Origin of the sequence: Citricoccus nitrophenolicus, from assembly GCF_047305825.1 — a bacterium.
In the GTDB taxonomy this organism is placed as follows: Bacteria; Actinomycetota; Actinomycetes; order Actinomycetales; family Micrococcaceae; genus Citricoccus; species Citricoccus nitrophenolicus.
Genome location: NZ_CP063070.1, coordinates 3379585 through 3403252, shown reverse-complemented (window position 1 = coordinate 3403252; position 23668 = coordinate 3379585). Strand labels below are relative to the sequence as shown.

The 23668-nt window shown below is 68.1% G+C and carries 21 protein-coding genes; 15 read left to right on the top strand and 6 right to left on the bottom strand.

Translation table 11 applies throughout. The features are described from left to right. Nucleotides 1–24 precede the first annotated feature (24 nt). The 15 genes from IMT31_RS15450 to IMT31_RS15380 all read left to right on the top strand — a co-directional run bounded on the left by IMT31_RS15450 (nt 25) and on the right by IMT31_RS15380 (nt 18253). Entirely contained in the window at nt 25–867 is an 843-nt protein-coding gene (locus IMT31_RS15450; RefSeq protein WP_413543338.1) for a sigma factor, read from the top strand. Then, nucleotides 864–1196 carry a hypothetical protein gene (locus tag IMT31_RS15445; protein WP_345354588.1) on the top strand — a complete coding sequence of 111 codons (333 nt, stop codon included), beginning with the start codon at nt 864–866 and terminating at the stop codon, nt 1194–1196. Before IMT31_RS15450 ends, IMT31_RS15445 begins: the two co-directional genes overlap by 4 nt. Before the next feature lie 98 nt (nt 1197–1294). Next, a complete protein-coding gene (locus tag IMT31_RS15440; protein WP_413543337.1) occupies nt 1295–1891 on the top strand; it encodes a hypothetical protein in 597 nt (198 codons plus the stop codon). A gap of 82 nt (nt 1892–1973) precedes the next feature. Further along, nucleotides 1974–2282, top strand: coding sequence for a hypothetical protein (locus tag IMT31_RS15435; protein WP_345362728.1), 309 nt, complete (start codon nt 1974–1976; stop codon nt 2280–2282). A gap of 30 nt (nt 2283–2312) precedes the next feature. Further along, a complete protein-coding gene (locus IMT31_RS15430; protein WP_413543336.1) occupies nt 2313–3350 on the top strand; it encodes a hypothetical protein in 1038 nt (345 codons plus the stop codon). A 52-nt stretch (nt 3351–3402) separates the two neighbouring features. Beyond that, nucleotides 3403–5004 carry an SCO6880 family protein gene (locus IMT31_RS15425; RefSeq protein ID WP_413543335.1) on the top strand — a complete coding sequence of 534 codons (1602 nt, stop codon included), beginning with the start codon at nt 3403–3405 and terminating at the stop codon, nt 5002–5004. Continuing rightward, nucleotides 5004–6521: a conjugal transfer protein TraC gene (locus IMT31_RS15420; RefSeq protein ID WP_413543334.1), complete on the top strand. Its 1518-nt coding sequence runs from the start codon at nt 5004–5006 to the stop codon at nt 6519–6521. Before IMT31_RS15425 ends, IMT31_RS15420 begins: the two co-directional genes overlap by 1 nt. Continuing rightward, on the top strand, nt 6518–8398 hold the full coding sequence (locus IMT31_RS15415) for a type IV secretory system conjugative DNA transfer family protein (RefSeq protein WP_413543333.1): 1881 nt from the start codon (nt 6518–6520) through the stop codon (nt 8396–8398). Before IMT31_RS15420 ends, IMT31_RS15415 begins: the two co-directional genes overlap by 4 nt. Nucleotides 8399–8408: 10 nt before the next feature. Continuing rightward, nucleotides 8409–8801 (top strand): hypothetical protein, encoded by a 393-nt coding sequence (locus IMT31_RS15410; RefSeq protein WP_413543332.1) that lies wholly within the window; start codon nt 8409–8411, stop codon nt 8799–8801. Next, entirely contained in the window at nt 8798–9109 is a 312-nt protein-coding gene (locus tag IMT31_RS15405; protein ID WP_413543331.1) for a hypothetical protein, read from the top strand. Before IMT31_RS15410 ends, IMT31_RS15405 begins: the two co-directional genes overlap by 4 nt. Before the next feature lie 127 nt (nt 9110–9236). Beyond that, nucleotides 9237–10091 (top strand): hypothetical protein, encoded by an 855-nt coding sequence (locus tag IMT31_RS15400; RefSeq protein ID WP_413543330.1) that lies wholly within the window; start codon nt 9237–9239, stop codon nt 10089–10091. Nucleotides 10092–10239: 148 nt separating this feature from the next. Further along, nucleotides 10240–10755 (top strand): single-stranded DNA-binding protein, encoded by a 516-nt coding sequence (locus IMT31_RS15395; RefSeq protein WP_413543329.1) that lies wholly within the window; start codon nt 10240–10242, stop codon nt 10753–10755. 163 nt (nt 10756–10918) lie between these two features. After that, nucleotides 10919–11458, top strand: coding sequence for a hypothetical protein (locus IMT31_RS15390; RefSeq protein ID WP_413543328.1), 540 nt, complete (start codon nt 10919–10921; stop codon nt 11456–11458). 71 nt (nt 11459–11529) lie between these two features. Then, nucleotides 11530–18009, top strand: coding sequence for a helicase-related protein (locus tag IMT31_RS15385; RefSeq protein ID WP_413543327.1), 6480 nt, complete (start codon nt 11530–11532; stop codon nt 18007–18009). An 88-nt stretch (nt 18010–18097) separates the two neighbouring features. Continuing rightward, on the top strand, nt 18098–18253 hold the full coding sequence (locus tag IMT31_RS15380; protein ID WP_413543326.1) for a hypothetical protein: 156 nt from the start codon (nt 18098–18100) through the stop codon (nt 18251–18253). Between the two features lie 523 nt (nt 18254–18776). Here the strand turns inward: IMT31_RS15380 and IMT31_RS15375 are convergent. The 6 genes from IMT31_RS15375 to IMT31_RS15350 form a co-directional block, all read right to left on the bottom strand. Next, complete coding sequence (locus IMT31_RS15375) at nt 18777–19820, bottom strand: PDDEXK nuclease domain-containing protein (RefSeq protein WP_413543325.1); 1044 nt, start codon at nt 19818–19820, stop codon at nt 18777–18779. 211 nt (nt 19821–20031) lie between these two features. Beyond that, nucleotides 20032–20634 carry a cadmium resistance transporter gene (locus IMT31_RS15370; protein ID WP_413544446.1) on the bottom strand — a complete coding sequence of 201 codons (603 nt, stop codon included), beginning with the start codon at nt 20632–20634 and terminating at the stop codon, nt 20032–20034. Continuing rightward, a complete protein-coding gene (gene cmtR, locus IMT31_RS15365; protein ID WP_309809762.1) occupies nt 20631–20987 on the bottom strand; it encodes a Cd(II)/Pb(II)-sensing metalloregulatory transcriptional regulator CmtR in 357 nt (118 codons plus the stop codon). Before cmtR ends, IMT31_RS15370 begins: the two co-directional genes overlap by 4 nt. A gap of 492 nt (nt 20988–21479) precedes the next feature. Beyond that, nucleotides 21480–22127 carry a methyltransferase family protein gene (locus IMT31_RS15360; protein ID WP_413543324.1) on the bottom strand — a complete coding sequence of 216 codons (648 nt, stop codon included), beginning with the start codon at nt 22125–22127 and terminating at the stop codon, nt 21480–21482. A 36-nt stretch (nt 22128–22163) separates the two neighbouring features. After that, nucleotides 22164–22820: a vitamin K epoxide reductase family protein gene (locus tag IMT31_RS15355; RefSeq protein WP_413543323.1), complete on the bottom strand. Its 657-nt coding sequence runs from the start codon at nt 22818–22820 to the stop codon at nt 22164–22166. A 56-nt stretch (nt 22821–22876) separates the two neighbouring features. Further along, nucleotides 22877–23605, bottom strand: a complete 729-nt coding sequence (locus tag IMT31_RS15350) for a DsbA family protein (protein WP_413543322.1) — start codon at nt 23603–23605, stop codon at nt 22877–22879. Nucleotides 23606–23668 lie beyond the last annotated feature (63 nt).

Sequence of the window (23668 nt, the reverse complement as noted above, 5' to 3'; positions counted from 1 at the left end):
ATCAAACCCTTGGAGGGGTGGAAGATGGACAATCAGCTCAAACAGGAAACAGGCGAGTTGACCGGCGAGGAGCTCGCGGCGGCTGTGACCAAGGTACGTCCGGTGATCGTGTCTCAGCTCGGCGACATGGGTTCGCCGGCCGACGTGGAGGATGTCTCGCAGGCGACGTGGGAGTCAGCCTGGCGATCCAGACACAGGTTCGATCCCGAACAGGGCAGCCTGCATGCCTGGGTAGTCACCATCGCCCGTCGTCGGGCCATCGACCGAGTCCGTGCCGGGCAACGGGACACTGTGTTGCAGGGGCAGGCGGAGCACCTGACCGAAGGGCGGGTGCAGTCAGCGGTGACGCTCTCTGCCCCGGACCATGCCGAGGCCACGGTCGACGCCCTGGCCGCCCAGCAGCGGGTGCGGGCTGTCCTGGGGCTGGTCGAGCAGGTCATGCAGAACAGGGAGGCCACCTCCCGGGCTCTGGCCCTGGTGCTGGTATTCGATGATGACGTGGAGTCCGCTTCCAGGGGCCTAGGTGTCAGTGCCGAGGTGCTGCGTCAGTCGCGTCGGGAGTTGATCCGGTGCTCTCAGGTGGTCAGTCGCGCCCAGGAGGCTGCGACTGCCGGCGGCACGGTGACGATGCGGACGCTGATCGAGTGCCTGCCCGCCGATGGGGAGTCCGGAGACTGGGCCCGGCAGATGGCGCTGGCCTGCGCTCAGGCCGGTGGCCGGTTCGAGGCGGTGACGGTCGGGCACGTGATGGACGTGACCGGATTCAGTCACCACACGGCCCGGCAGTACCTCTCCAAGACCCGCCATTTGTTGCAGGTCGCGATGACCGTACTGACCGCTGAACAACAAGGCGAGGCAGTGAGATGACATCTAGGAACCGAGTCGCCGAGAACGGCACCCCGACAGACAATGAGCGGACCGATGTGACCACCAAGCCCAGCGACACGGAGGTGGTCATTGGTCGGGAGTCCCGGCGGGAGCATCGGCTGCGCCGCCGAACTGAGCGGCGAGCCAAGATGATGCGGGCACGGGCTACCTGGGTCGCCACGAGCGTGGATGCCGAGCTGCCCGAGCATATCCAGGACCGGATGCCCACCTGGGCCACGAACGGGCACGGCCGGGTCCTGCTGGCCGGGGCGGCCGTGATCGTCCTGTTGGCCTGGGCCCTGGTGTTCATCATCATCGCGGGCCTCTAAGAGCTCATGACCCGGCGGATCTGCCCGGGGCGTTTCTGACACACACCGCTATGCCAGCCGGGCGAACTGTCCTCGAGAACCCACTCAAGGAGGACATCATGCTCGACGGAATTGACCCCTGGGGCCTGACCGGCCCAAATGGACTGAACTCGGTCGCCGCCACATTCATCGGCGCGGCAATCATCCTGCTGGCCATCGGCTGCGCCGTCGGGCTGGTCCGCTGGCTCGGCGGTAAGGCCACCCCCTCATCGGAGGGTTCCACCAAGGGCCTGAAGATGGCCGGGGCCAGCGTGCTCGGCGCGGTGGTGCTGGGGTCGATCGGCGGGGCGGTGCAGTGGGGATCCTCCCTGGGCACCGCCTCTCTGATGCCCGAGGCAGCCCGCCCCGGCCAGGTCGTGATCGACCGCAAGGCCCCCAAGACGACCTGCACCTCGCAGGCTGTGCGCGACTTCGACGATGAGGACCCCAAGGCCTCCCAGCCAAAGCGGGCCGCCGTGGTCAAGGAGGTCTCCAACGGCGCGCTGACGGTCGGTCCGGGCGTGCAGATCATCTCGCTGAAGTGGTACCCCACCGGCACGGACTGCTCGGGACAGAACACCGAAGCAGCCTCGGGCACCGAGGTCGAGATGCGCATCTACGACACGGTGGCCCTTGAAGGCGCCGAGGAACAGATCCGCAAACACACCATCGACTGACCAGCTACACCCACAGGTTCCTGTGTCCAACGGGGGCATAGGGGGAGCCCCGCTGAGGGGCACGAGGAAAGGGAAACCAACCATGAATGCACTGACGTCTCTGTCCGTGATGGCCAAGGGGTACGACCCGGGGGTGACTCCGAATTTCAACGCCCCGTGGATGCCGACGCTGCAGAACATCGGCGGGATGGTGCTGGCCACGGCGCTGGTGCTGTTCGTCATCGCCGTGGTCGCTGGGCTGGTGGTGTGGCTGTTCGGCAAGCTCTCCGGCGGTGGCCGCGCGCAGGACACCGGTCTGAGCATCCTGCTGTGGGGCGTGGTCGCGGCCGTCGCCGTCGGATCCATTGGCGGCATCATCTCCTGGGCCACCGGCGTCCCCCTGTTCGCCTGAGCTAATCCGGACAACGGAAAGGGGCCGGTCTTGAATCTGTTGGAACCGATGCAGGCGTTCCTGCGTGACGGCATCCTGGGCTTCGCCACCGCGGCGTGGGCCTTCATCCGGGATTCGTTCTCGGCCGGGTCCATGACCCCGGAATGGTGGATGACCATCGTCGGGGGCACGGTCGTGGTGAACGTGGACGGGCAGGCGGCCACCACGATCGAGCACCCCGGGATGCTCAACGTCATGGTGCTGGCCATGATCCCCTTCCTGCTGATCTTCGTCGCCGTCCAGGTCATCTGGTCCCTGTTCCGGTCCTCCACGGCCGGGGTCATCCGGGCCCTGACGGTCGCGGTGGTCTCCGTGCCGGCGGTGTACGTGGTCGCCGGACTGATGTTCGTGGTCCTGGGGGCAGTGGACCAGATGAGCCTGTGGATCCTGCAGGCCGGAGAACGCGGCGGAGAGGAAGCCGCCCTGGGGGCCATCCTGCACCTGTTCGGGCTGACCTATGACGCGGCCAACGACGAAGTGCTGATGGATGAGAACTACGCCCAGTGGCAGATGGCCACCAATACCGAGAACCCGGGCATGGCGATCCTGCCGTTCATCATCGGGATCATCATCGTCGGGGTCTGCCTGCTGCTGATGCTGATGATGATCTTCCGATTGGCCGTCATCGTCCTGTTGACCGTGATGATGCCCGCCGCCGTGTTCTCCCTGAGCCTGGAACCGGCCAAGGCGGTGTTCACCCGCTGGCTCTCGGTGGTCTTCGCCCTGGTCCTGGCCAAACCCGCCGCGGCACTGGTGGTGAAGATCGGCATGGTCGCCGCCTCGATCGGCACCGACTGGGTCCAGCTGGCCGCTGGGATCGTGCTGATCGTGATGGGCGCGGCGATGCCGGTCCTGATGCTGACCATGGTCTCGTTCCTGACCGGCGGGGCCTCGGATTCCATGGAGCGCTCCGCGGTGTCCAGCGGCAACACCATGATGCGCCAGTCCACGAACGTGGTCCGCGGCGGGGCCCGCAAGGCCGGACAGATCACCCACCCAGCCCGCACGGCCGCCCGACTCGGCCGCTAGCGACCCACCCCCACCCGAGACCGCAAATCTTAGAGAGAAGGACAACGTAGCCATGGCCCAACAGACACTCGAACAGCAATTGGACTCCCCGTGGGACGGGGCACGCTTCGCCCGGGAACGCACCACCGGGGTGCTGCTGGGGCTGAGCTGGTCCCAGGTCATCACCCTCGGGGTGGCCTTGGGGTTGATGCTGCCGCTGGTGTTCACCGGCGGCTTTCCCCGCGGGCTCTTCACCGCCCTGGCCCTCGGTGCGGTGGCCGCCGGGGTCGTGGTGCCCAAGGTGATGGGCCGGCCTTTGATCGGTTGGGCCGGGTTGTGGCTGCGCTACCTGGTCCGTGGGGCCCGGGACCAGCTGACCTTCGTCCGCCGCGAGGACACCGACAATGGCGAGACCCCCACCGAACCGTCCTCCCCGGTGCTCTCTCCCGGGGAAACGAGCACTGCCCGGGATGAGGCCGGGCGGATCAAGCCCCGGTCCGGAGCGCGGTTCCGGTTGCCCGGGGAGGCCAACGAACTGCGCGTGTACACCCTGCCCGGCGGGGCCGGATTCGTCTACGACCCACGCCGGGGTGAGGGCATCGTGTGCGCGAAGATCAACACCTCCAAGGCCTTCGCCCTGGAGTCCTTCGACGCCCAGGAGGACCGCACCGCGAACTGGCGCGAAGCCATCTCAGCGATCGCTCGGATACCCGGGGTGGCCCGCGTCCAGCACGCGGACCAGACCACGCTGATCTCCGGGTCCAAGGTGATGGAGTTCTACAACGCCAAGGGCGCCGAGGCCACCGGCGAGGGCCGACCCAGCGGGGAGGCGGTCAACCCGTTCCTGCACGCGGCCTTCGTGGAGCTGATGGCCGAGGCCCAGGACATGCCGGTGCACGAGACCTGGATGACGGTGGTCCTCTCCCGGGACAAGGTCGCCAAGCGCATCAAGTCCCTCGGCGGCGGTCTGTCCGGGTTCATGAACCTGGCCCTGTCGGTGATGACGACCATTGAGGGTACTCTGCCGGCCTCCGGGACCACCGTGCAGGCCTGGCACTCCTCCCGGTCTTTGGCCGCCCTGGTCCGTTCGGCGTTCGATCCGCGGGCTTCGGTGGTCATCTCGGAGCGTTCCGGGGACTGGGTCGGGGTCGCCCCCGGTTCGGCCGGGCCGATGGCGATGGAGGTCTTCACCGACCATGTGCGCACCGACGGGTACCTGCACCGCACCTATAAGGTCTCGGAGTTCCCTCAGTCCCAGGCCCGCCTCGGGTTCTTGGAGTCGTTGATTTTCGCCGGGGACTTCCGGCACACCGTCTCGGTGGTGTGGGTGCCCCGCGATGCCCGGGGGGCGTTGAACCATATCCAGCGGCGCAAGGCCGACTGGCGGACCACGACCCGGCTGTTGGACAAGCTGGATAGGCCTCACACCCTGGAGCATGATCGGGAACTGGAGGACATCGACCGGGAGGAGTCCGAACTGGTCGACGGGCACGCCCGACTGGACCTGGCGGTGCTGATCACCGTCACCGGGGCCGATGAAATGGAGCTGGAGGCCAACTGCTCGGACGTGCTGTCTCGGGCGGTCAACGCCAACTGTGAGTTGCGTGTGGTGTATCTGGAGCAGGACTCGGCGCTGCTGGCCGCGGCGCTGCCCTTCGGAATGGTGGATCTGTGATGACTAAGACAACGAGCAAGCGTCAGAAGATCGAGGTCTTCGAAGTCTACGAGGCCAACCGGGCGGACAAGCGGGCCTCAGCCACCTCCACCCGACAGGTGATCAAGGACCTCAAGGCCAGCCAGGACCAGACCACCGAGACCACCGGGGACTTCCCACGGCCCACGTGGGGTCGCGGCGGTCAACGCCGGCCGAAGTCCCTGCACGGAACCGGGATCCTGCACACCCGTGGGGTGCCGACCACCGCCCACACCGGGGCAACCGCGTACCCGTATGTGGCCGGTACCTCGCTGGGCGCCGACGGGCTGTACATCGGCCGGGATCTCAACGGCGGCGGTGCGTTCTGCTTCGACCCTTGGCGGTTGTATGCGCGCGGGGTCATTTCCGGGATGAGCATGATCCTGTTCGGCCAGATCGGCACCGGAAAGTCCTCACTGGCCAAGTCTTTCGCAGTGCGCCTGGTCCAGGCCGGCCGCAAGCTCTCGGTCGCCAGTGACAAGAAGGGTGAGTGGACCCGAGTCGTGCACGCCCTGGGCGGGTCGGTGATCCAGGTCGGACCGAGCATGGGAACCCGGCTTAATCCCTTGGATCCGGGTACCCGTCCCTCACTGAATGCCCAGGGTGAGCCGCTGACCGATGAGGTGTGGGCGCTGATGGTCCGCACCCGGCGCATGGCCATCCTGGTCACCCTGGTGCGGATCCTCACCAACCGGGAGTTGTCCCCGGCCGAGCACCACGTGCTCTCTCTGGCCCTGGACACTGGAGTCCAGGCGGCACAGGCCAAGAGCACGGTGGTGGTGATCCCCGATGTCATCGACGCCCTGGAGGCCGCCAAGGACCAGCCGGATCAGTTGGTGGCCGACGCCTCTTCGGTGATGGCGATGACCCTGCACCGGATGACCAGCGGTGACCTGGCCGGGATGTTCGACGGGGAAACGACCGCGCACTTCGCCGCCGATGCCCCCGCGACCTCGATCGACACCTCCGCCCTGCAGGGGGCCAGCCCCGAGGCGGTCCGGGTGGTCAACGCCTGCTCGGGAGCGTGGACCGAGGCCATGGTCACCACCAGTGACGGCGGGCAGCGCCTGGTGATCTACGAAGAGGGATGGGACAACATCTCCTCCGAGGCAGATCTACAGCGCATGGTCGAATCGTGGAAACTGGCTAGGGCCTACGGCATCTTCAACGTGCTGATCCTGCACAAGGTATCCGACCTGAACATGGCCGGTGACGTCGGATCGAGGATGGCCGCGATGGCCAAGTCCCTGCTGGCCGACGCCGACGTGAAGGTCATCTACCGCCAAGACCGCTCCACGCTGAAACTCACCACCGACGAGCTCGACCTCTCTGACCGGGAACGGTCTCTGCTCAAACACCTGGGCAAGGGGGTTGGCCTGTGGCGGCTGGGTGGATCCAGCTTCGAAGTGAAGAACGATCTGACCCGCGTCGAGTTGGCGCTGTTCAACACCGATGAACGCCTCGTCACCACCACCGCTGAGAGGCAGGCCCGGGCATGAGCTGGAACGCGCAGAACCGCCAGTCCACCACCGGGTCGGACACCAACGCCCTGCCGTTGGCGATCCTCGGGGTGATCTGCGTGTACGGGGCTTACGTGCTCGTCGGAGCGCTCACCAACCGGGCCGTGTGCGGAACGTTGGCCTGGCCGTCCACCATCGTGGCCCCGCTGGGGTTCGTGGTCACCGGCGACGGGACCGCCTTCGGTTCGGCCGCCGGGTGCTCCGCGCCCACCGGGACCCTCATCGCCGCGTACATCGGCCTGGGGTTGCTGCTGGTGGTGTTGGTCGGGGCCGGGGCGTATGCGTGGATGCGCTACCGGCAGTCCGACAAGGCCTTCATCCGCGGTATCCGGTGGCGTGAGGGCATGGCCCGCGGCCCAGAGATCCGCCGGGCGGTCGGGGCCGGGGCGGCCCGGAAGAAGGCCAAGAAGGTGAGGCCGAGCGTGAAGCACCCCAAGCCGGCCGACGCGGCCCTGCTGTTGGGTTCGGCCGAGGGCTCGGCGGTGTTCAGCTGCCTGGAGGAATCCGTGGTGCTGATCGGCCCGCCCCGCTCGGGTAAGGGCCTGCACCTGCTCATCGGGGCCATCCTGGACGCCCCCGGCCCGGTGATCACCACCAGCTCGCGGGCCGACAACCTCGCCGCCACCGCCAGCCTCCGCGCCGCCAAGGGGCCGGTGGCCCTGTTCGACCCCCAAGGACTCACCGGACAGCCCACCACCCTGAAGTGGTCCCCGATCACCGGCTGCGAGGTCCCCCGGGTCGCCAACCAGCGCGCCACCTCCCTGATCAGCTCGTCTGGGCTGGGGGCGTCCTCGACGAACGCAGAGTGGCAGGCCCCGGCCGTGACCATCATGGAATGCCTGCTCCACGCCGCCGCCCTGGGCAACCGCACCGTGGATGACCTGATGCGGTGGGGCAACAACCCGGCCGAGGCCAAGGAAGCCGTGAAGATCCTCGCCGAACACTCCGGTGCCGCCTCGAACTGGAACCTGGTGCTCCAGGGCATCATCGACGGCGAACCCAAGCTGCTACAGAACAAGTGGTTCGGCGTGGAGGGCGCGGTCAAGGGCCTGTCCGTGCCCGAGGTCCGCGAGGTCCTCAAACCCACGAAGGTCGAGGAGACCCTGGACATCGACAAATTCCTGTCCGAGAACGGGACGCTGTACATCGTGGGCACCAAGACCGGCGGGTCCTCCGCCGGCCCGTTCTTGATCGCGATGATGGACTCCATCACCGAACGAGCCCGCGAGCTGGCGGCCAAGTCCCCGGCCAACCGGCTCGACCCGCCGTTGACCCTGGTGCTGGACGAGATTGCCAACATCGCCGGGGCCTGGCCCGGACTGACTCAGATCATGGCCGACGGCGGAGGCGTGGGCATCAGCGCATTCGCCGTGTTCCAGTCCCTGGCCCAGGCCCGCAACGAGTGGGGCGAACAACCCGCCACCGCCCTGTTCGACGCCGCCACCGTGAAGATCCAGCTCGGCGGGGCCTCCAACGTGACCGACCTGGAGCTGTTCTCCCGGCTGGCCGGTCAACGCCAGATCACCCGGACCTCCACATCCCACGGCAAGGACTCGTCCTCGACCTCCGAGCAGCTGCACGACACCGAAGTGCTCACCGTCTCCGAACTACGCCGCCTGCCCTTCGGCTGGGGGCTGCTGCTGAACCGCAACGGCCGACCCATCCTGATGAGGATGACCAAATGGCCCGACCGCAAGGACGCCCAGCAGATCGCCGCCGCCGTCAAGGCCTACAACGCCGAGTTGGCCGCCGAGCTCACCAGCGGGGCCGAGGTGCTGTCCTCCACCCCGAGCAGTGCCGATACCGCCGAGGGTGAGCATCTCAGCGACTGGGCCGCCTCCGTGCCGGTGCGATGAGGACCCGTCCATGGCACGACTCTCCCTCACCCGCACCGGCTCCACCGACTACCGGGCCTACCTGCGATCCCCGCAGTGGGGGTTCCGCCGGGTGCGCTGGTTCCGCGACACCCGGACCCGGGGCGTCGAGCCGGCCTGCCCGGTCTGTCGACTCACCCTCACCGAGGCCAGCAGCCTGGACCTGCACCACCTGCGCTACGACGGCGTCGGCCGCAACCCGCTCACCGGGACCTGGACGGCACAGGAGAAAGATGAGGACCTGATGCCGATGTGCCGGACCCACCACGAACAACTGCACGCCTCCCTCGATGCGCGCAAGGAGTACTTGGGCTGGGACCGGCGCCGGGCCACCGTGCTCATCGTCGTCAGGATGATCCGCCGCCACCGAAAGAAGACCCCATGACCACCAGTGCCCCCGTCCCCGGCTCCACCGAGCCGCTGAACTGCGAACTGTGCCAGCGGGTCTCCGTGCTCCAGTTCCACACCACCAGCACCGACCTGGTGGACCGCGCCGCATGCCGCCGCGCCGACGGGGACGGGATGTGGCTGTGCTCGATCTGCGAAGAAGCCGTCCACCGCTGGATGGCCGAACACCCGGGCGACGGCTCCGCCCAGGCCGCGGTGGACGAAATGATCCAACGGCTGCTGAACCTCATCGACGGACCACCCCGGAAGTACCGCCGCCAACGCCGCCCCGACGCCGGCGCCTGACCCTCGATTGACCCGCCGCTGATCCACCCTCCAGCGACATACACCACTACCCTCCGGCTCCGAACTGTCTCCGAGCAGGCCATAGGCCCTGCCGGATCAGACAGCAGCGATGAGGAGGGCGACACCAGTGACAGGCAACCCGTGGGTGGACGACGAAGACGACGACACCTGGCTGAACCAGGAGATCCCCGGCCCCAAGCAGACCGACAGTGAGGCAGCGGGTTCCCCGCTGCCGTATCTGGATCCGGAGGTCGAGGCCGCCCTGGCCGCCGAGGGGCCCCCGGAGTGGCTGGGCACCCGGTGGCGGGACATCGAACCCGAACAGCAATGGGACGCCTGGAACGGGCTGCGGCGGTGGGTGGACTGGTTCATCCGCGAATACCGGCTGACCACATCGGATGTCCCGGCGTGCTGGTACCGGCACCCGGATGTGACCGCCGAGCTGTATGCGGCGATGTGCATGGAGTACAAGGTCTTCGAGGAGCAGGCCCCCGGGCTGGCCCCGATGATGATGTGGCACCCCAACGTGGCCCAGTTGCGGTCCCGTCTGAAGGAGATGACCCACGAGGCCGGCTGCGTCCAGGCCGGTGGCCATAAGGAACCGGTCGCGTATTCCGGCACCGTGGGCGCCTACGAGCTGGACTACGACGAGGACGACTGGATCACCGCGGCCTCGACCATCCGCACCGAAAAGGTCATCGACCGCCCCACCACCGGGGTGAGGATCATCCGGGCCCGCGCCGTAGACACCGACGGCGTCGAGCACGGGGCCTCCGACCCGTTGGGCCTGCGCGCCCGGTCCGTGGCCGAGGTCGGTTCAGTGCGCCTGGCCTACACCTCCGCGACCCCTGGCCAGGCCGGGGTCGCGGTGAATATCATCGGCGGCCCCGAGGACCTGACCGTGGTGTGGGAGGAATCCCCCGATGGAACCACGTGGGCCGACATCGACCCGGATCAGAACCCCGAAGACTCCGACCACTGACACCACGTCACGGGGCATGTATGTCGACGCTCACCTGAGCAGACAACCAGAGAACTGGTGGCAGGACGTCGGCACCGGGCCGACGCCGAGCAAGCACAGATGACCATCAGCACCAATCGAGCAGGGAAGCGAGCAAGTCATGGAGAGCGTGGGCAAGAAGACGGTGCAGGGCAATCTGACCGGTGATCCCCGGCACGTGCGGTCGAAGTCAGGCCAGGAGCTGGTGGTGATGACAGTGGCCGAAAACGGCCGCCGGTTCAACGAGGAATCCCGGGAGTGGGAGGACACGGACCCGACATTCTACGACGTGGCCATGGACCGGTCCCAGCTGCGCGAGAACGTGCTGTCCTCGCTGCACAAGGGCGACCGGGTTACGGTCACCGGGAACTATCAGGTGGGTGCCTACTCCACGAGTACCGGTGAGCCGGGGCTGAACCATCGGATCTGGGCTGAGGATGTGGCCGCGTCGATGCAGTACAACCCCGTCACGGTGCTGCCCCGCGACCACAACCGGAAGGGGGCGTCCCTTACCCAGTCCCCTGGCCAGGCCGTGGATCAGGGCTTGCAGCCGGAGAAGATGACGCCGGAGTCGTTCACGAGCTGGGCGGCCCAGAACCCGGTCACGGTACCGGGCGCCCAGCAGGGGGCCGGGGTTTCCCGGTAGCCGGACCGTTCACTCACCGTCGCTCGGCGGCCGGGGGCTTGACCGCTTCCCGGCCGTCGTGCAGTTATGTCAGTCAGGAGTCCTAGCGTGGCGAAGCGAAGCAATCAGGTGGCTGGTCAGATCTCGGTGTTGGACCTGCTGGCCGAAATGGAAGGAATCGAGGATGCGGAACGGGACAGTGCAGAACGCGATGAGGCCGCAGGACAGGATGCGGGACGGGACGATGCCGGACCCAATCGAGGACCCGACACCGGAGCGGGCCAGCCGGTTCCTGGCCGGGGAACAAGCCCGGTGGGAGACGGACCGGTCGGTGTGGCAGCACCCGCACGAGGCGACACCGTACGGGGACTCGCTGGTGGAGACCTTCGAGGCGGCACATCCGGACGGGGAGGTGACGGTGATCGACCTGATGCTGGGCCTAGACCAGTACCAGGGCGCGAGCCAGGACTTCGAGGACTACCTGATCGGGATCGTGCAGTCCCGGGCGATGCAGCTGGCCCCGGACCGGGTGGAGCCGGTGGAGGCCGAGGCCCTGTTGACGCTGCCGAAGCGGGCGCAGCTACGGGTGTTCGAGAAGTTGACGGTGCTGGCGGAGCAGGTGTTCGACTGGATGCGGTCGAAGGGGATGGACCCGGTGCCGGGGGCGGCCAGCCTGCCGCCGCTGGTGACCGAAGCGGACCGGAAGCGGGCCGCACAGGACTGACAGGGTCCCCGGTCGATTGGACCGGGGGCACCCAGCGCCCGACCACCGCGACCCGACGGTTCCTGGCGAACGTGGCGGCCCTGCAGTCGCTGGCCGAGGTCGAGGACGCCGGACGGTACGCCACCATGCAGGACCAGGATGAGCTGTCGCGGTGGTCCAGTTGGGGGGCACTGCCGGAGGTCTTCGACGACACCGCCGACACCTTCTCCGCCGAGGACCGGGCGCTGGTGCGGGAGTTGCTGGGCCCGGAGGGATGGGAGCAGGCCAAGGCCACCACCCTGAACGCCCACTACACCGACCCCGCCCACGCCCAAGCCATCTGGGGTGCCCTGTCCCGGGCCGGGTTCACCGGGGGCCGGGTGCTGGAGCCGGGGTGCGGGTCCGGGGAGTTCATCGGCCAGGCCCCGGCCGGCACTGACATGGTCGGGGTCGAGCTGGATGCCACGACGGCGCGCATCGCCGCCCACCTGCACCCCTCCCACGAGGTCCACGCGGCCGGGTTCGAGCAGGCCCGCCTGGGTGAGGACAGTTTCCACGCCGTGGTCGGCAACGTCCCCTTCGGCTCGTTCCCGGTGGCCGATGCCCGGTACAACGGGCAGAACCTGTCGATCCACAACTACTTCATCGCCAAGTCCCTGCGGCTGACGGCCCCGGGTGGGTACGTGGCGGTGATGACCTCGACCTGGACGATGGACGCCCAACGGGCCTCCGCGCGCCGGGAGTTCGCCCGATACGCCGACCTGGTCGGCGCAGTCCGGCTGCCCAACGGGGCCATGCAGGACAGCGCCGGCACAGACGTGAAGACCGACGTGCTGATCTTCCGCCGCCGCGAACCCGGGGCCACCATCGACCAAGACGCCGTCGCCGCCTGGGTGGAACCGGGCCTGATCGAGGCCCCGGACCGGGACGGCGAGGTCCACCAGGTGCCCGCATCGGCGTACTTTCGGGACCACCCTCAGAACGTGCTCGGCACCCTGCGCGCAGCCAGTAACCCGTGGGGCGGGATGTCTTATCGCGTGGACCCAACCGCCGGGAACCTCACCGCGCTGATGACCGAGCGCCTGGACGCCGTGGTCGATGCGGCCAAAGAATCTGGGCTGGGCTACTCCCCCGACCCGCGGCCCGTCGAGCACTCCCCGGGGCTGCACTTCCCGCCGGTGGCCGAGGCCGCCGTGGGCCATGTCCGTTTCGACCCGGCCGCCCAGGGCTTCGTCCGGTACGGGGCGCAGCTGGAGTGGGCGCCGGTCAAGGTCCCGGCGTCCCGGGCCGTGGAGGCCCGCGCCCTGCTGGTGCTGCGGGACCAGGCGGTGCAGGTGATGCGCACCCAGTCCGAGGGCCAGGGCCAAGAGGCCGCCGAGGCCGCGCGGGAGAGGTTACGGTCGGGCTGGCAGCAGTACGTGAACGCCTATGGGCCGATCAACCGATCCGAGGACATCTGGAAGACACCGAGTGCGGCCGAACTGCGCCAACGGGTGAAAGAAGTCGAAGCCGAGTGGCGGGCCACCTTGCCCGAGGACGGGGAGATGGACCGCTCCGAGGTCCCCATTCCGGATGAGCTGGCCGCCGAATGGCAGGAGCAGGCCACGGAAAAGACCCTGACCGCCCGGCGCCAGCCGCACCTGGAGTTCCTGTCCGGCGACCCGAAGCTGGGCCTGCTGCGCGCCTGCGAGGTGTTCGACGAGCAGGAGCAGACCGCTGAGCCGGCCGCCCTGCTGACCCGGGACGTCATCGAGTACCGGCCCCGGCCCGAGCGGGCCGAGTCCGTTCAGGACGCCATCGCGATCAGCCTGGACGAGACCCGCACCGTGGACGTGGACCGCATCGCCGGGCTGCTGGGCGTGGACCCGGATGAGGCCGAAGCCCAGATGGCCGGGCACGTGTTCACCGACCCCGAATCCGGGGTGCTGACCCCGAGGGTCGCCTACCTGTCGGGCAACGTCCGCGCCAAGCTCGCCGCCGCCCAAGAAGCTGTGGAGAACGGCGGGGACTACGCCGTGAACGTGGCAGCGTTGGAGGCGGTGCTGCCGGCGGACGTGGACATCCGCGACGTGGTGGTCAACCCCGGTGTGCACTGGGTCCCGCAGGACGTGTACGAGGACTTCGTGCGCGACACCTTCGAGGTCGCCACCGAGGTCAAGTTCAACCCGGCCGTCGAGGCCTGGGAGATCTCCTCCCCCAAGGGCGGGTTCTCCCCTGGCGTGCGCTACCAGTGGGGCACGAACAAGCGCACCCCGGCCGCCCTGCTGGCCGCGACCATGAACTATAAGTCCGTGGTGGTCCGGGAGAAGGACGCCGACGGGACCTACCGCAAGGACGAGGCCGCCACCACCGCCGCGAGGGAGAAGGTCGAGGCCATCCGGGAGCGGTTCAACCACTGGGTCACCGAGGACCCGACCCGCGCGGCCCGGTTGCAGGGGTTGTACAACGAGGCGTTCAACTCGCTGCTCGCCCCGGACTACGACCAGATGGGCCAACGGCTGGAACTGCCCGGGCTGGAAGCCGAACGCACCCCGTACACCTACCAGCGCTCGGCCGTGGCCCGGGCCGTGAACGAGCCGGCCGTGCTGCTGGACCACGTGGTCGGGGCCGGCAAGACCGGCACCATGGTCATGGCCGCGATGGAACTGCGCCGCACCGGCATCGCCCACCGCCCCGCCATGGTCGTCCCGAATCATCTGGTGGAGCAGATCAACCGTGAGTTCGTGGAGTGGTACCCGGACGCCAACGTCCTCGCCGTTCCGACTGGGCTCAACCCGTCCCAGCGCCGGGACTGGATGGCGATGGCCGCCGCCGGGGACTGGGACGCGATCATCATGCCCCAGACCGTGTTCGAACGCGTCGAGATCGACCCGGCCAAACGCGCCGAATGGCTCCAAGAACAACTCACCGAACTGGACGAGCTGATCCGGGACTCTGAGGCGGGGATGTCGGTCAAGCGGGTCGAGGCCGCCAAGAAGCGCGTGCAGGCCGCCTACGAGAAGGCCATCCGGGTCACCGACCCGGGCATCACCTTCGAGGAGACCGGCATCGACTACCTGTTCGTGGATGAGGCCCACCACTACAAGAACCTCGCCCGCACCTCGGACCTGGGCGAGCTGGCCTGCCAGGGCTCGAACCGGGCCACGGACCTGGACTTCAAACTCCGCGCCCTACGTGAACGCAAGATGCTCTCCGCAGAACGCGCCGGAGTGGCCACGTCCACGTATCTGCCGGCGGTGGCGACCTTCGCCACCGGCACCCCGGTGTCCAACTCCATGTCGGAGATGTGGGTGATGCAGCACTACCTGCGCCCCGACCTCCTCGAAGCGGCCTCCGTGGACACGGTCACCGCCTGGGGCCAGCAGTTCACGAAGTCCCAGACGACGTTGAAGCCGAAGATGACCGGGGACGGCTTCGACCAGGTCACCAAGATCGGCCGGTACGTGAACATGCCCGAACTGATGGGCCTGAACCGGACCTTCACCGATACCGTGCAGCGCGACCAGCTGGAGGCCACCCTGCCCACCGTGCTGGGTGGGGACCGGATCCTGCTGCGCCGCGAACCCTCCGACCAGGTCCGCGACTACATCACCGACCTCGCCGACCGCATCGACCAGCTCTCCGGGTTCCCCGAACGGGGGGCGGACAACATGCTCAAGATCATGGGTGACGGGCGCAAGGTCGCCCTCGACGGCCGCCTCGTCGGCCTGGACCCCGACTCCGACGGCGGCCGCGCCGTGGCCGTGGCCGAACAGGTCCTGGAGGTCCACGAACGCACCGGCGACCGCCAGTACACGACCGCCACCGGGGAGGTCTCCGAGGTCCCGGGCGGGCTGCAGATCGTGTTCTGCGACCAATCCACGCCCCGAGAAGACCAGTGGAACATCTACCACGAGCTGCGCGACCAGCTCGTGGCCCGCGGCCTGGCCCCGGAGCGGATCGCGTTCATCCACAATGCCGACACCGACGAGGCCCGCCAGGAGATGTTCACCCAGGCCCGGGACGGCCAGCTGAACGTGATCATCGGCTCCACGGCGAAGATGGGCACCGGCACCAACATCCAGCGCCGGGCCATCGCCCTGCACCACGTGGACTGCCCCTGGCGACCGGCCGACCTGGAACAGCGCGAGGGGAGGATCATCCGCCAGGGCAACCAGAACGCCCAGGTGGAGATCTACTCCTACGCCACGGAGAAGACCTTCGACGTGGCCAGCTGGGACATGATCGCCCGCAAGGCCCGCTTCATCGGCCAGATGAAACGCGGCGAGACGGCCGGCCGCGAGGTCGAGGACGCCGTCGCGGACCTGGAGTTCAGTGCCTCCAAGGCCGCCGCCGAACTCTCCGGCGACCCCCGCATCGAGCAGCTGGCCACCCTGCAGATGCGCATCGAACAACTCACCAGCCTTCAGGCCTCCTGGCGGGGCCAACGCTCCGCCACCCGGGCCGAGCTGCGCATGAACCAGAACCGCGTCACCCACCTGCACGGCATGCTCCCCCGGTTGGAGGCCGTCACCGAGGCCGTCACCTCCACCGAGGCGGACCGCTTCCGGTTCACCCGCCCCGACGGGCCGGGCACCTCCGACCGGATAGCCGCCGGACAACTCATCGCCGCCGCGCTGCGCCGCCAAGCCGCACGCACCGACCGCCTGGACTCCCTCGACGCCACCGATCCCGAACCCCTCGGCACCCTCGGAGGGGTCCAGCTCGGAGTGGTCCGGTCCTCGAACACCGTGCAGCTGGTCCCGATGGGCCTGCCCTCGGTGCACAAGTCCTGGCCGGTCCCCAAACTCCTCGGGGAGGACATGGGACCGAGGTCCGCGATCCAGTCCGCCGAGGCCTTCGTCGCCGGCCTGGGCGGGGAACTCACCCGCCGACGGGCCGAACTGACCAAGCTCACCGAGAACATCCCCGCCGTGGAACAGGCCCTCACCCAGCCCTTCGAGCACGCCGACGAACTCGAGAACCTCAAACGCGAGGCCGCCGAGCTGGCCGAGGACATGGCCCCCACCACCGAGGGGACCGACGAGGCCCCGGTCGAGCTCACCAGCGGGCAGCTGGCCAAGCTGGGCGACCTGGAACGCACCGACCACCGGCAGGGCGATGTGTGGAACGTCGGCAAGGCGTACTGGCGCGTCGGGTTCCACACCGACGAGGCCACCGGCAGGTCTCACCCGGTGTGCTGGCCCGCCGAAGAAGACCGGCCAGCGGACCTGACCACGGCGACCCCGGCGTTCTCCGCGCTGCGCTCGGGCACACTCATCGCCCGCATGTCCGACCAGCTCAAACCGCTGGAGAAGGAGATGCTGGAGCTGGACACCACCCGCCACCAGCGCGTGGACCACCTCTGGCAAGTCCCCAGTCAGACCGGAGTCCGGGTCCGCGTGCAGGACCGGGACGGGGGCATCGTCGAGGGCACCATGGCCGACCGACAGTATCTGACCACGGACTCCGGGGAACGGATCCGGGTCAACGACCTGGACACCGGACCGGGCATCATCCTGGTGGACGCCACCAGCCCGGAACAGATCGCCGCCGAACAGGCCGCCGCGGCCGCCAAGGCCAAGCAGCGCACCGCCCACGACCTCCTGCCCGGCGAGATCCTCGGCGAGGACATCGAGCACTTCGGCTACGCCGGAGACGTCGTCCGCATGGAAACCTCCGGGTACGGCAGCTACCGCCCCGTGGCGGTCAGCCCCGACACCGGACGCATCCGCGAGTCCACCCCCTGGCGCGTCGAAGCCCGCGAATGGAAGACCACTCCCCCACTCCGGCTCACCGACGACCAGAAGGCCCAGCTGTACGGTGCGTCCCGGTTCACGGCCACCATCGAGGACCTGCGCCCCGGGGACGTCGTGGCCGCCACCGACATCGACAACCACGCCCAAACCCGCGAACCCGTCACCATCACCGGCATCAGCGGCGACACCACCCTCAACCTGCGGTACCGCAACGAGCAGGTGACCGGCGAGGGCAAGAAACGTTCCGAGTCCGAGGTCACCGTCCTGGACCGCACCCACGGGGCGCTGACCGGCCACGAACTCCTGGCTCTCGTCCGCCCCGAGGCGGACCTGCCGCCCCGAATGGGACTGCGCGAACTGGCCCAGCAGGAGCCGGCCGGCCAGCACGTCCTGCTCGACCTGCCCACCAAGGGTGAGCTGGCCGGCGGACTCATCCCCGGGCGACTGGCCGGGGTGGAGCAGGAGCAGAAGACCGGGGCCATGGGACGGCGGATCACCGTCAACCAACTCGTCATCGAGACCGACGACGGGGACACCCTGCGCGTCCCCGCGCAAAGCGGCGGGCACGCCACCGTGGTGGATCAACCGGTGAGCCTGACCGAGTTGCGACTGGCTCCGGTCCCCGAGGCCACCGCCGAGACCCCGGCGGTGTCCACGGTCTCGGCCGGGACCACCGTCACCGGGGACGTCTACCAACGCTCCACCGGCTTCTCCCCCGGCACCGAATCGGAGCCTGCACAGCAGCCACGGCAGTCACCGCAACTGGACCCGGCGGTGGCCTACCAGCTGCACGCAAGCCCGGTCGCTGCAGGCGCCTCGCGGGGTCTGGCATGAGGACCGGAAGAGGACCGACACCCTGGGGTGTCCCTGTGATGTGTGAGGGTGGAGTGAAGGAATGGGAACGCCCCAAGGGGGAACTGGCATGGACACCGCGGAACTGATCGGCTGGACAGCACTTGCCACAAGCTTCGCCGGAGCCTTCGGCGTCTTCGCCACGAACCGCACCCTGCGCCGAGCCGGCAGTGTGGCCATGAGCGCCGGCCTGGTGGTCTTCGGACTCATCGCGCGGTGTGTGTGATCAACTATTTGTAGGCCGGTCTGACCCCGAAGAAGCTGCCCTCAGCGGACGCGGCTGGGACCCTGGTGGACCGGGTCAGGGATCAGACGTACCGGGCAGCCTCGGCCTGGACCCTGGATGAAGTTGACCCCGCGGTCGGTAACGTGCGTTCGCTCCCATGTCCGGCGCCGCCTATAAACCACACCGGTAGACCACCCTGGACTGATGCAGCGTCGATTAGCTTGACTGCTGTTTTGGGTGGCCGTCGTATGACAACGGGCCGCATTGTGCGGTGGCCTGTTGAAACTTATACGCAGGGTACAGCCGGACGGTGGCGAGCAATCCAGCCATGGGGAACGCCGTGTGAAGTTTTCGACAATTATGTCGAGGGATTTGGGGTCACCAATGTACGGTGAACGTGGGTCATTATCCGCTCGGGCTGGAGAGACTTTGAAGACAATAGTCCGTTCCGCAACTCCAATTCTTGCTGTAGTACTCGTCGCCATAGCGCAACAACACCCCCGGAGTTCCTCGACCTCGGCGCCTAGGATCCCTCGTCGGGCAGGGTGTCCAGGGCGGCGGTGAGCTGGTCCTCGGCCGGGACCAGGCTCCGGTCGGCCGCCGGCAGCTGGTCGTAGGTGTAGGCGGAGACCGCCAGCGGTGACGTCGACCGGCCCAGCGCGTATCGGACGGTGTGGTCGTTCTTGCTGCCGCAAATCAGGATCCCCACCGTTGGCGCGTGAGCCTCGCGTTTGAGCCGGTCATCAACCAACGCGACGTAGAAGTTCAACTTGCCGGCATACTCCGGTTGGAACTTGCCGGTCTTGAGCTCGATGACGAAGTAACGCAGCTGCTCGACGTGGAAGAACAACAGGTCGATGTAAAAGTCGTCCCCATCCACCTCGAGGTGCACCTGACGCCCCACGAACGCGAAGCCGTGCCCCAACTCCCTCAACGTCTCGGTGATCCGGTCCATCAGGGCCTGTTCCAGGTCCCGCTCAGCGACAGCTCCAGACAGGCCCAGGAACTCGAAGGAATACGGGTCCTTGGCGACCTGCTGCGCCAACTCCGAATCCGGGGCCGCCAGATGGGTGCCGAAGTTCGACGGGGCGGTGCCGGAACGCTCCAGGGACCGGTTCATGATCATGTTCATCAGCACGTTGCGGGACCATCCGTGCTCCACGGCCGCAGCGGCATGTCGGTCCCGCGCCGGCGCGGTGTCGAGCTTGTCCAGTAGGACCCGGACGTGGCCCCACGGCAAATGTCCCACAGGCTGTGGGACATTTGGGTCCCAGTCCGGCCATGCCGCAGCGAAGGCCCGCATGTAGAACAGGTTGCTGCGAGAGAATCCCGTCATCTGGGGGAACTCGGCGCGCAGGTCCTGGGCCAGTCGACCGATGACACCGCTACCCCAGCCCTGGTGTTGCTGCCGGGCCAGGATGTCTCGCCCGATTCTCCAGTAGAGCCCGAGCAAGTCCGTGTTGACCCGACGCAGAGTCTGCAGCCGGGCACCCCGGACATGCTCCTTCAGTTCTCCCAGAAAGGCCGGGTAGTCATCGGGCAAGGCGAGCTCAGAGGGTTCGGTCACGGACCGCATCCTATCGAGGAAGGCCAGAGCCTAACGGTTGGGCTCCCACGTAAAGCGATCGTTTGCGGCTCAATTCGCCCATCAGAAGTTCATCTACCGCAGCCGCTGTGGTCTTGGCTCTTCTATGGCGGGGGCCTGTCGCTGCTTGGGGCGGTGCGGCTTGACCGAGGTCCGGCCGCACCGCCACTACGCCTCTGTCCTGGAGGACTCGCTAGAGGCCGAATGCTCCGCCGCTGATGAGGATGAAGACGCCCAGGCCGATCAATACGATCGGGAACAGTATGTGCTCCCAGCGTTCCAGGACCTCGGCGATGGGCCGGCGGGTGGCGACGAACTTGGCCAGGCCCACCAGCACCGCGACCAGGGCCAGGAATACGACGCAGTAGGCAACCACGGCGCCCGGGCCGACACTGAGGAAGATCGGGACGTAGACGCCGATGTTGTCCCCGCCGTTGGCGAAGGTCACCCCGGCCACGGTCCATGCGGCGACGTTCTTGCCCTCGATCTTGGCCTCATCGTCGTCATCGTCGTCGCCCCCGCGCCAGGCCTGCCACGCGGCCCACAACCCCAGGCCCAGCGGGATAAGCCCGAAGTACGGGATGACCTCCGGGGGCAGGAACGCCCCCGCGCCCAGCGCGACGAGCACGGCCGCGCCGAGGATGGCGACGAACCCTAGGTACTGGCCGACCAAGATCCGGGCGGTGGTCCCGCGCTGTCCCGCGCCGCGAGCGAAGAACAGGGAGAGCACGATGATGTCGTCAATGTTGGTAACCAAGAACAGGCCGATTGCCTGCAGGATCGAGGATAAGATCACGCGACTACCCCCGGGCAGCAGCCGGGCACCGAACATGCCGGGTCCAGGCACGGGGCGCTCTCATCCACCGCAAGGGTGATATCGACCAGTGCGGTCAGCGCCCGCGCCAGGTGCAGGTCGGCGATCTCATACCGGGTCTGGCGACCCTCGGACACGGCGACCGCGATCCCGCAGTCCCGCAGGCACGCCAGGTGGTTCGACACGTTCGACCGCGTCAGCTCCAGGTCCCGGGCCAGCTCGGCGGGATAGGCCGGCCGCTGGAGCAGGGTCAGCAGTATCCGCGACCGGGTGGGATCGGCCATCGCCCGGCCCAACCGGTTCATCACATCTAAACGAGTATCTATAGTCAGCACCCAATGAACTATACAGCCCATACTGAACTATTACCGCAACGGCAACCTCAGCAAAGGCAGGGCGTGAGCCCGCCGGCCTTAGCGTCCAGCCTTCCCATCAAAGGATCGTTAAACCGGAGGGCTGGCGGGCAACCGCCGGCCCTCTCTCGATTCCGCAGAAAATCAGGAGACGGGATTCCTGAGAAACGGGTGTCACGTAGACTTTCCCCATTAAACGGCAAACCCGACATTTCTTAGGAATCGAGCCGCATGGCGTCATTGGGATACGCGTGTCAGTTTCAGAAGTCGACTGCACGGATTTCAGAAGTCGACTGCACGCCGAGCTGCGACCCTGCTTCGGTGACGATGCCACGGCGTGCGCCCACTGTCTCGATCAATGAAGGATTTCGAGAAGGTCGGGAACCGCGGACCGCCACCCGTGGCCTGCGTTGGTGACTTTTGGAGGTTTGTGGCGGTGATTTCGCTGGAATGTCCCTTGCCCAAGGCAATGGGTCATTGGCGGTGTGTTTTCCGCTTCCCGTGGCGCGCCTTCAGGAGACCGATTCCGGGCAGGAATCGGCCGACTCGTGCCGCGTAGGAGGCATAGGCGTCTCCGTGGGTGCGCAGCAGGTACGGTTCCTCGACGCGGCGGACCTGGATCTCGACGGCGGCGAGCAGCAGCAGCGCGGCGGCGGCAGTGACCGGGGTGGGGACCATCAGGGCGATTCCGGCCAGGGCGGTAAGCATGGCGGTGAAGATGGGATTGCGGACCAGGGCGAAGGTCCCGGTGGTGACCAGTGCGGTGCGTTCGGTGGGGTCGACCCCGATCCGCCAAGAGGCACCCATGCCCGCCTGGGCGGTGAGGGTCCCGAGCAGACCGACGAGGGCCAAGACCAGCCCGGCCCAGTTCAGGACCGGGGGCAGTGGCCAGGTTAGGACGTCGCCGACCAGGGCGAGCACCGGGCCGACCGCCCCGGCCGCGAGGGCGGCGGCGAAGAGAACCCCGCCCCACCATTCGGCGGTGCCGGGGTGCCCGGACAGGCCCCGGAAGCCGGCCGATCCGGTGCGTCGGTGGTGGATCCAGGACCGGACCCCGAAGGCGGCGGCCAGTCCGGCCAGGTACAGGGACAGGGCGAGGACGGCGGCGGTGGCGTCGTTCATATGGTCCCCTCGAGGTCAGTGGTGGCCGGGGGCCGGTCAGGGGCCGGTGAAGGCGGGGAGGAACTGGACGAAGACGGAGCCGGCGACGGCGATGTAGGCGACGGCGACGAGGGTCCCGGCCCAGCCGGTGGTGAACCGTACCGCCCCCGGCGGGGCGGGAATGACGCCGTGGACGAGGTTGCGGGCGGTGAGCAGGATAAACAGGGGGATCATGGCCGCCCAGACGATCATGCAGTACAGGCACAGGATGTAGATCTCGTACAGGGCCTGGAACCACAGCCAGGCCACGAAGGCCATCCCCAGGGTGACCCCGGCCTGCAGGCCGAGCCAGTACCAGCGCCCGGGTTTGGCCCCGGAGAGCACCACCATCGCGGTGGCTAGCACTACGGCGAAGGCGACGATGCCGATCAACGGGTTCGGGAAGCCGAACAGCTCGGACTGCCAGGTGCCCATGACCCGGCCGCAGGACACCCAGGGGTTTACGTCACAGCTCGTCACGTGCCCCGGGTTCTCGTAGAGGGCGAGGCGCTCGAGCACCAGGATCGCCGAGGCGAGCCAACCGACGGCACCGGTGACGAGCAGCACCAGACCGAAGGGGCGGGGCCCGGTGAACCACGCCGGGGCCGGCGTCGAGGGATCGGCCGCCCCGACGGGGGCGGCCTGAGGGGCAGGGCGGGTGAGCCGGTCGGTCATGGGGGTCCTCGGTGTCGGCGTCAATCTGCGGTCGAGCGGGCCGTGGCAGGGGCCGGCTAGTCGCGGGCGGCGGCCTCGACGGCGGCGGTGAACTCCTCCAGCGAGTTCGGCTGCAGCGGCTCGCCGTCGAGGTAGAACGTCGGGGTCCCGGACACGCCCAGGGCGGTGCCGTCGGCCACATCGAGCTCGACCCGCTCCCGGGTGGCCGGGTCGGCGACGGCCGCGTCGTAGGCGGCCAGGTCCAGGCCGAGGTCCTCGGCGTAGCCCCGGAACACGTCGCTGCGGTCCTCGGTGGTGTGGCTCCACTCCGGTTGGGTCTCGAACATCTTCTGGTACATCGGCTCGTAGGCCCCCTGCTGGGCGGCGGCCTCCACTGCGACGGCGGCGGTGACCGAGTTCGGGTGGCCCGGCAGCGGGAAGTACCGGTGCACGAAGGTCACCGTGTCCGCGTACTCGGCCCGCAGGTCCTCGACGAAGGGGTAGGCCGCCGCGCACCCCTCGCACTCGAAGTCCAGGAACTCCACCAGCACCGCCTTCTCGTTCGGGGCCTGGGAGAGCACCCGACTGTTCTCCCGCACCAGCTGACCGGCCTCCTGGGTCGACTGCCCGGAGGAGGGGCCGGCGCCCTGGGGCTGCTGGTCGGTGGCCGCGCCGCGGGCCACCAGGAAGCCGATGATCGCGGCGGCCACGACCAGGCCCAGCAGCACCCAGACCACGATCTTGGCCCGGCGCTGCCGGGACGGGGCGGGGGTGGCCTTGGTCGGGGTGGGGTCGGTGGAAGTCACGATCGGTCCAATCCGTGGGGTCGCGGGTTGCGGGGTTGCGGGGTTGCGGGGTCGGGGAGAAGT

Bases quoted from the DNA above. Each gene is read 5' to 3' on its own strand.
- IMT31_RS15450 (WP_413543338.1), top strand. From the start codon at position 25: ATGGACAATCAGCTCAAACAGGAAACAGGCGAGTTGACCGGCGAGGAG.
- IMT31_RS15445 (WP_345354588.1), top strand. From the start codon at position 864: ATGACATCTAGGAACCGAGTCGCCGAGAACGGCACCCCGACAGACAAT.
- IMT31_RS15440 (WP_413543337.1), top strand. From the start codon at position 1,295: ATGCTCGACGGAATTGACCCCTGGGGCCTGACCGGCCCAAATGGACTG.
- IMT31_RS15435 (WP_345362728.1), top strand. From the start codon at position 1,974: ATGAATGCACTGACGTCTCTGTCCGTGATGGCCAAGGGGTACGACCCG.
- IMT31_RS15425 (WP_413543335.1), top strand. From the start codon at position 3,403: ATGGCCCAACAGACACTCGAACAGCAATTGGACTCCCCGTGGGACGGG.
- IMT31_RS15420 (WP_413543334.1), top strand. From the start codon at position 5,004: ATGACTAAGACAACGAGCAAGCGTCAGAAGATCGAGGTCTTCGAAGTC.
- IMT31_RS15415 (WP_413543333.1), top strand. From the start codon at position 6,518: ATGAGCTGGAACGCGCAGAACCGCCAGTCCACCACCGGGTCGGACACC.
- IMT31_RS15410 (WP_413543332.1), top strand. From the start codon at position 8,409: ATGGCACGACTCTCCCTCACCCGCACCGGCTCCACCGACTACCGGGCC.
- IMT31_RS15405 (WP_413543331.1), top strand. From the start codon at position 8,798: ATGACCACCAGTGCCCCCGTCCCCGGCTCCACCGAGCCGCTGAACTGC.
- IMT31_RS15390 (WP_413543328.1), top strand. From the start codon at position 10,919: ATGCGGAACGGGACAGTGCAGAACGCGATGAGGCCGCAGGACAGGATG.
- IMT31_RS15380 (WP_413543326.1), top strand. From the start codon at position 18,098: ATGGACACCGCGGAACTGATCGGCTGGACAGCACTTGCCACAAGCTTC.
- IMT31_RS15360 (WP_413543324.1), bottom strand. From the start codon at position 22,127: ATGAACGACGCCACCGCCGCCGTCCTCGCCCTGTCCCTGTACCTGGCC.
- IMT31_RS15355 (WP_413543323.1), bottom strand. From the start codon at position 22,820: ATGACCGACCGGCTCACCCGCCCTGCCCCTCAGGCCGCCCCCGTCGGG.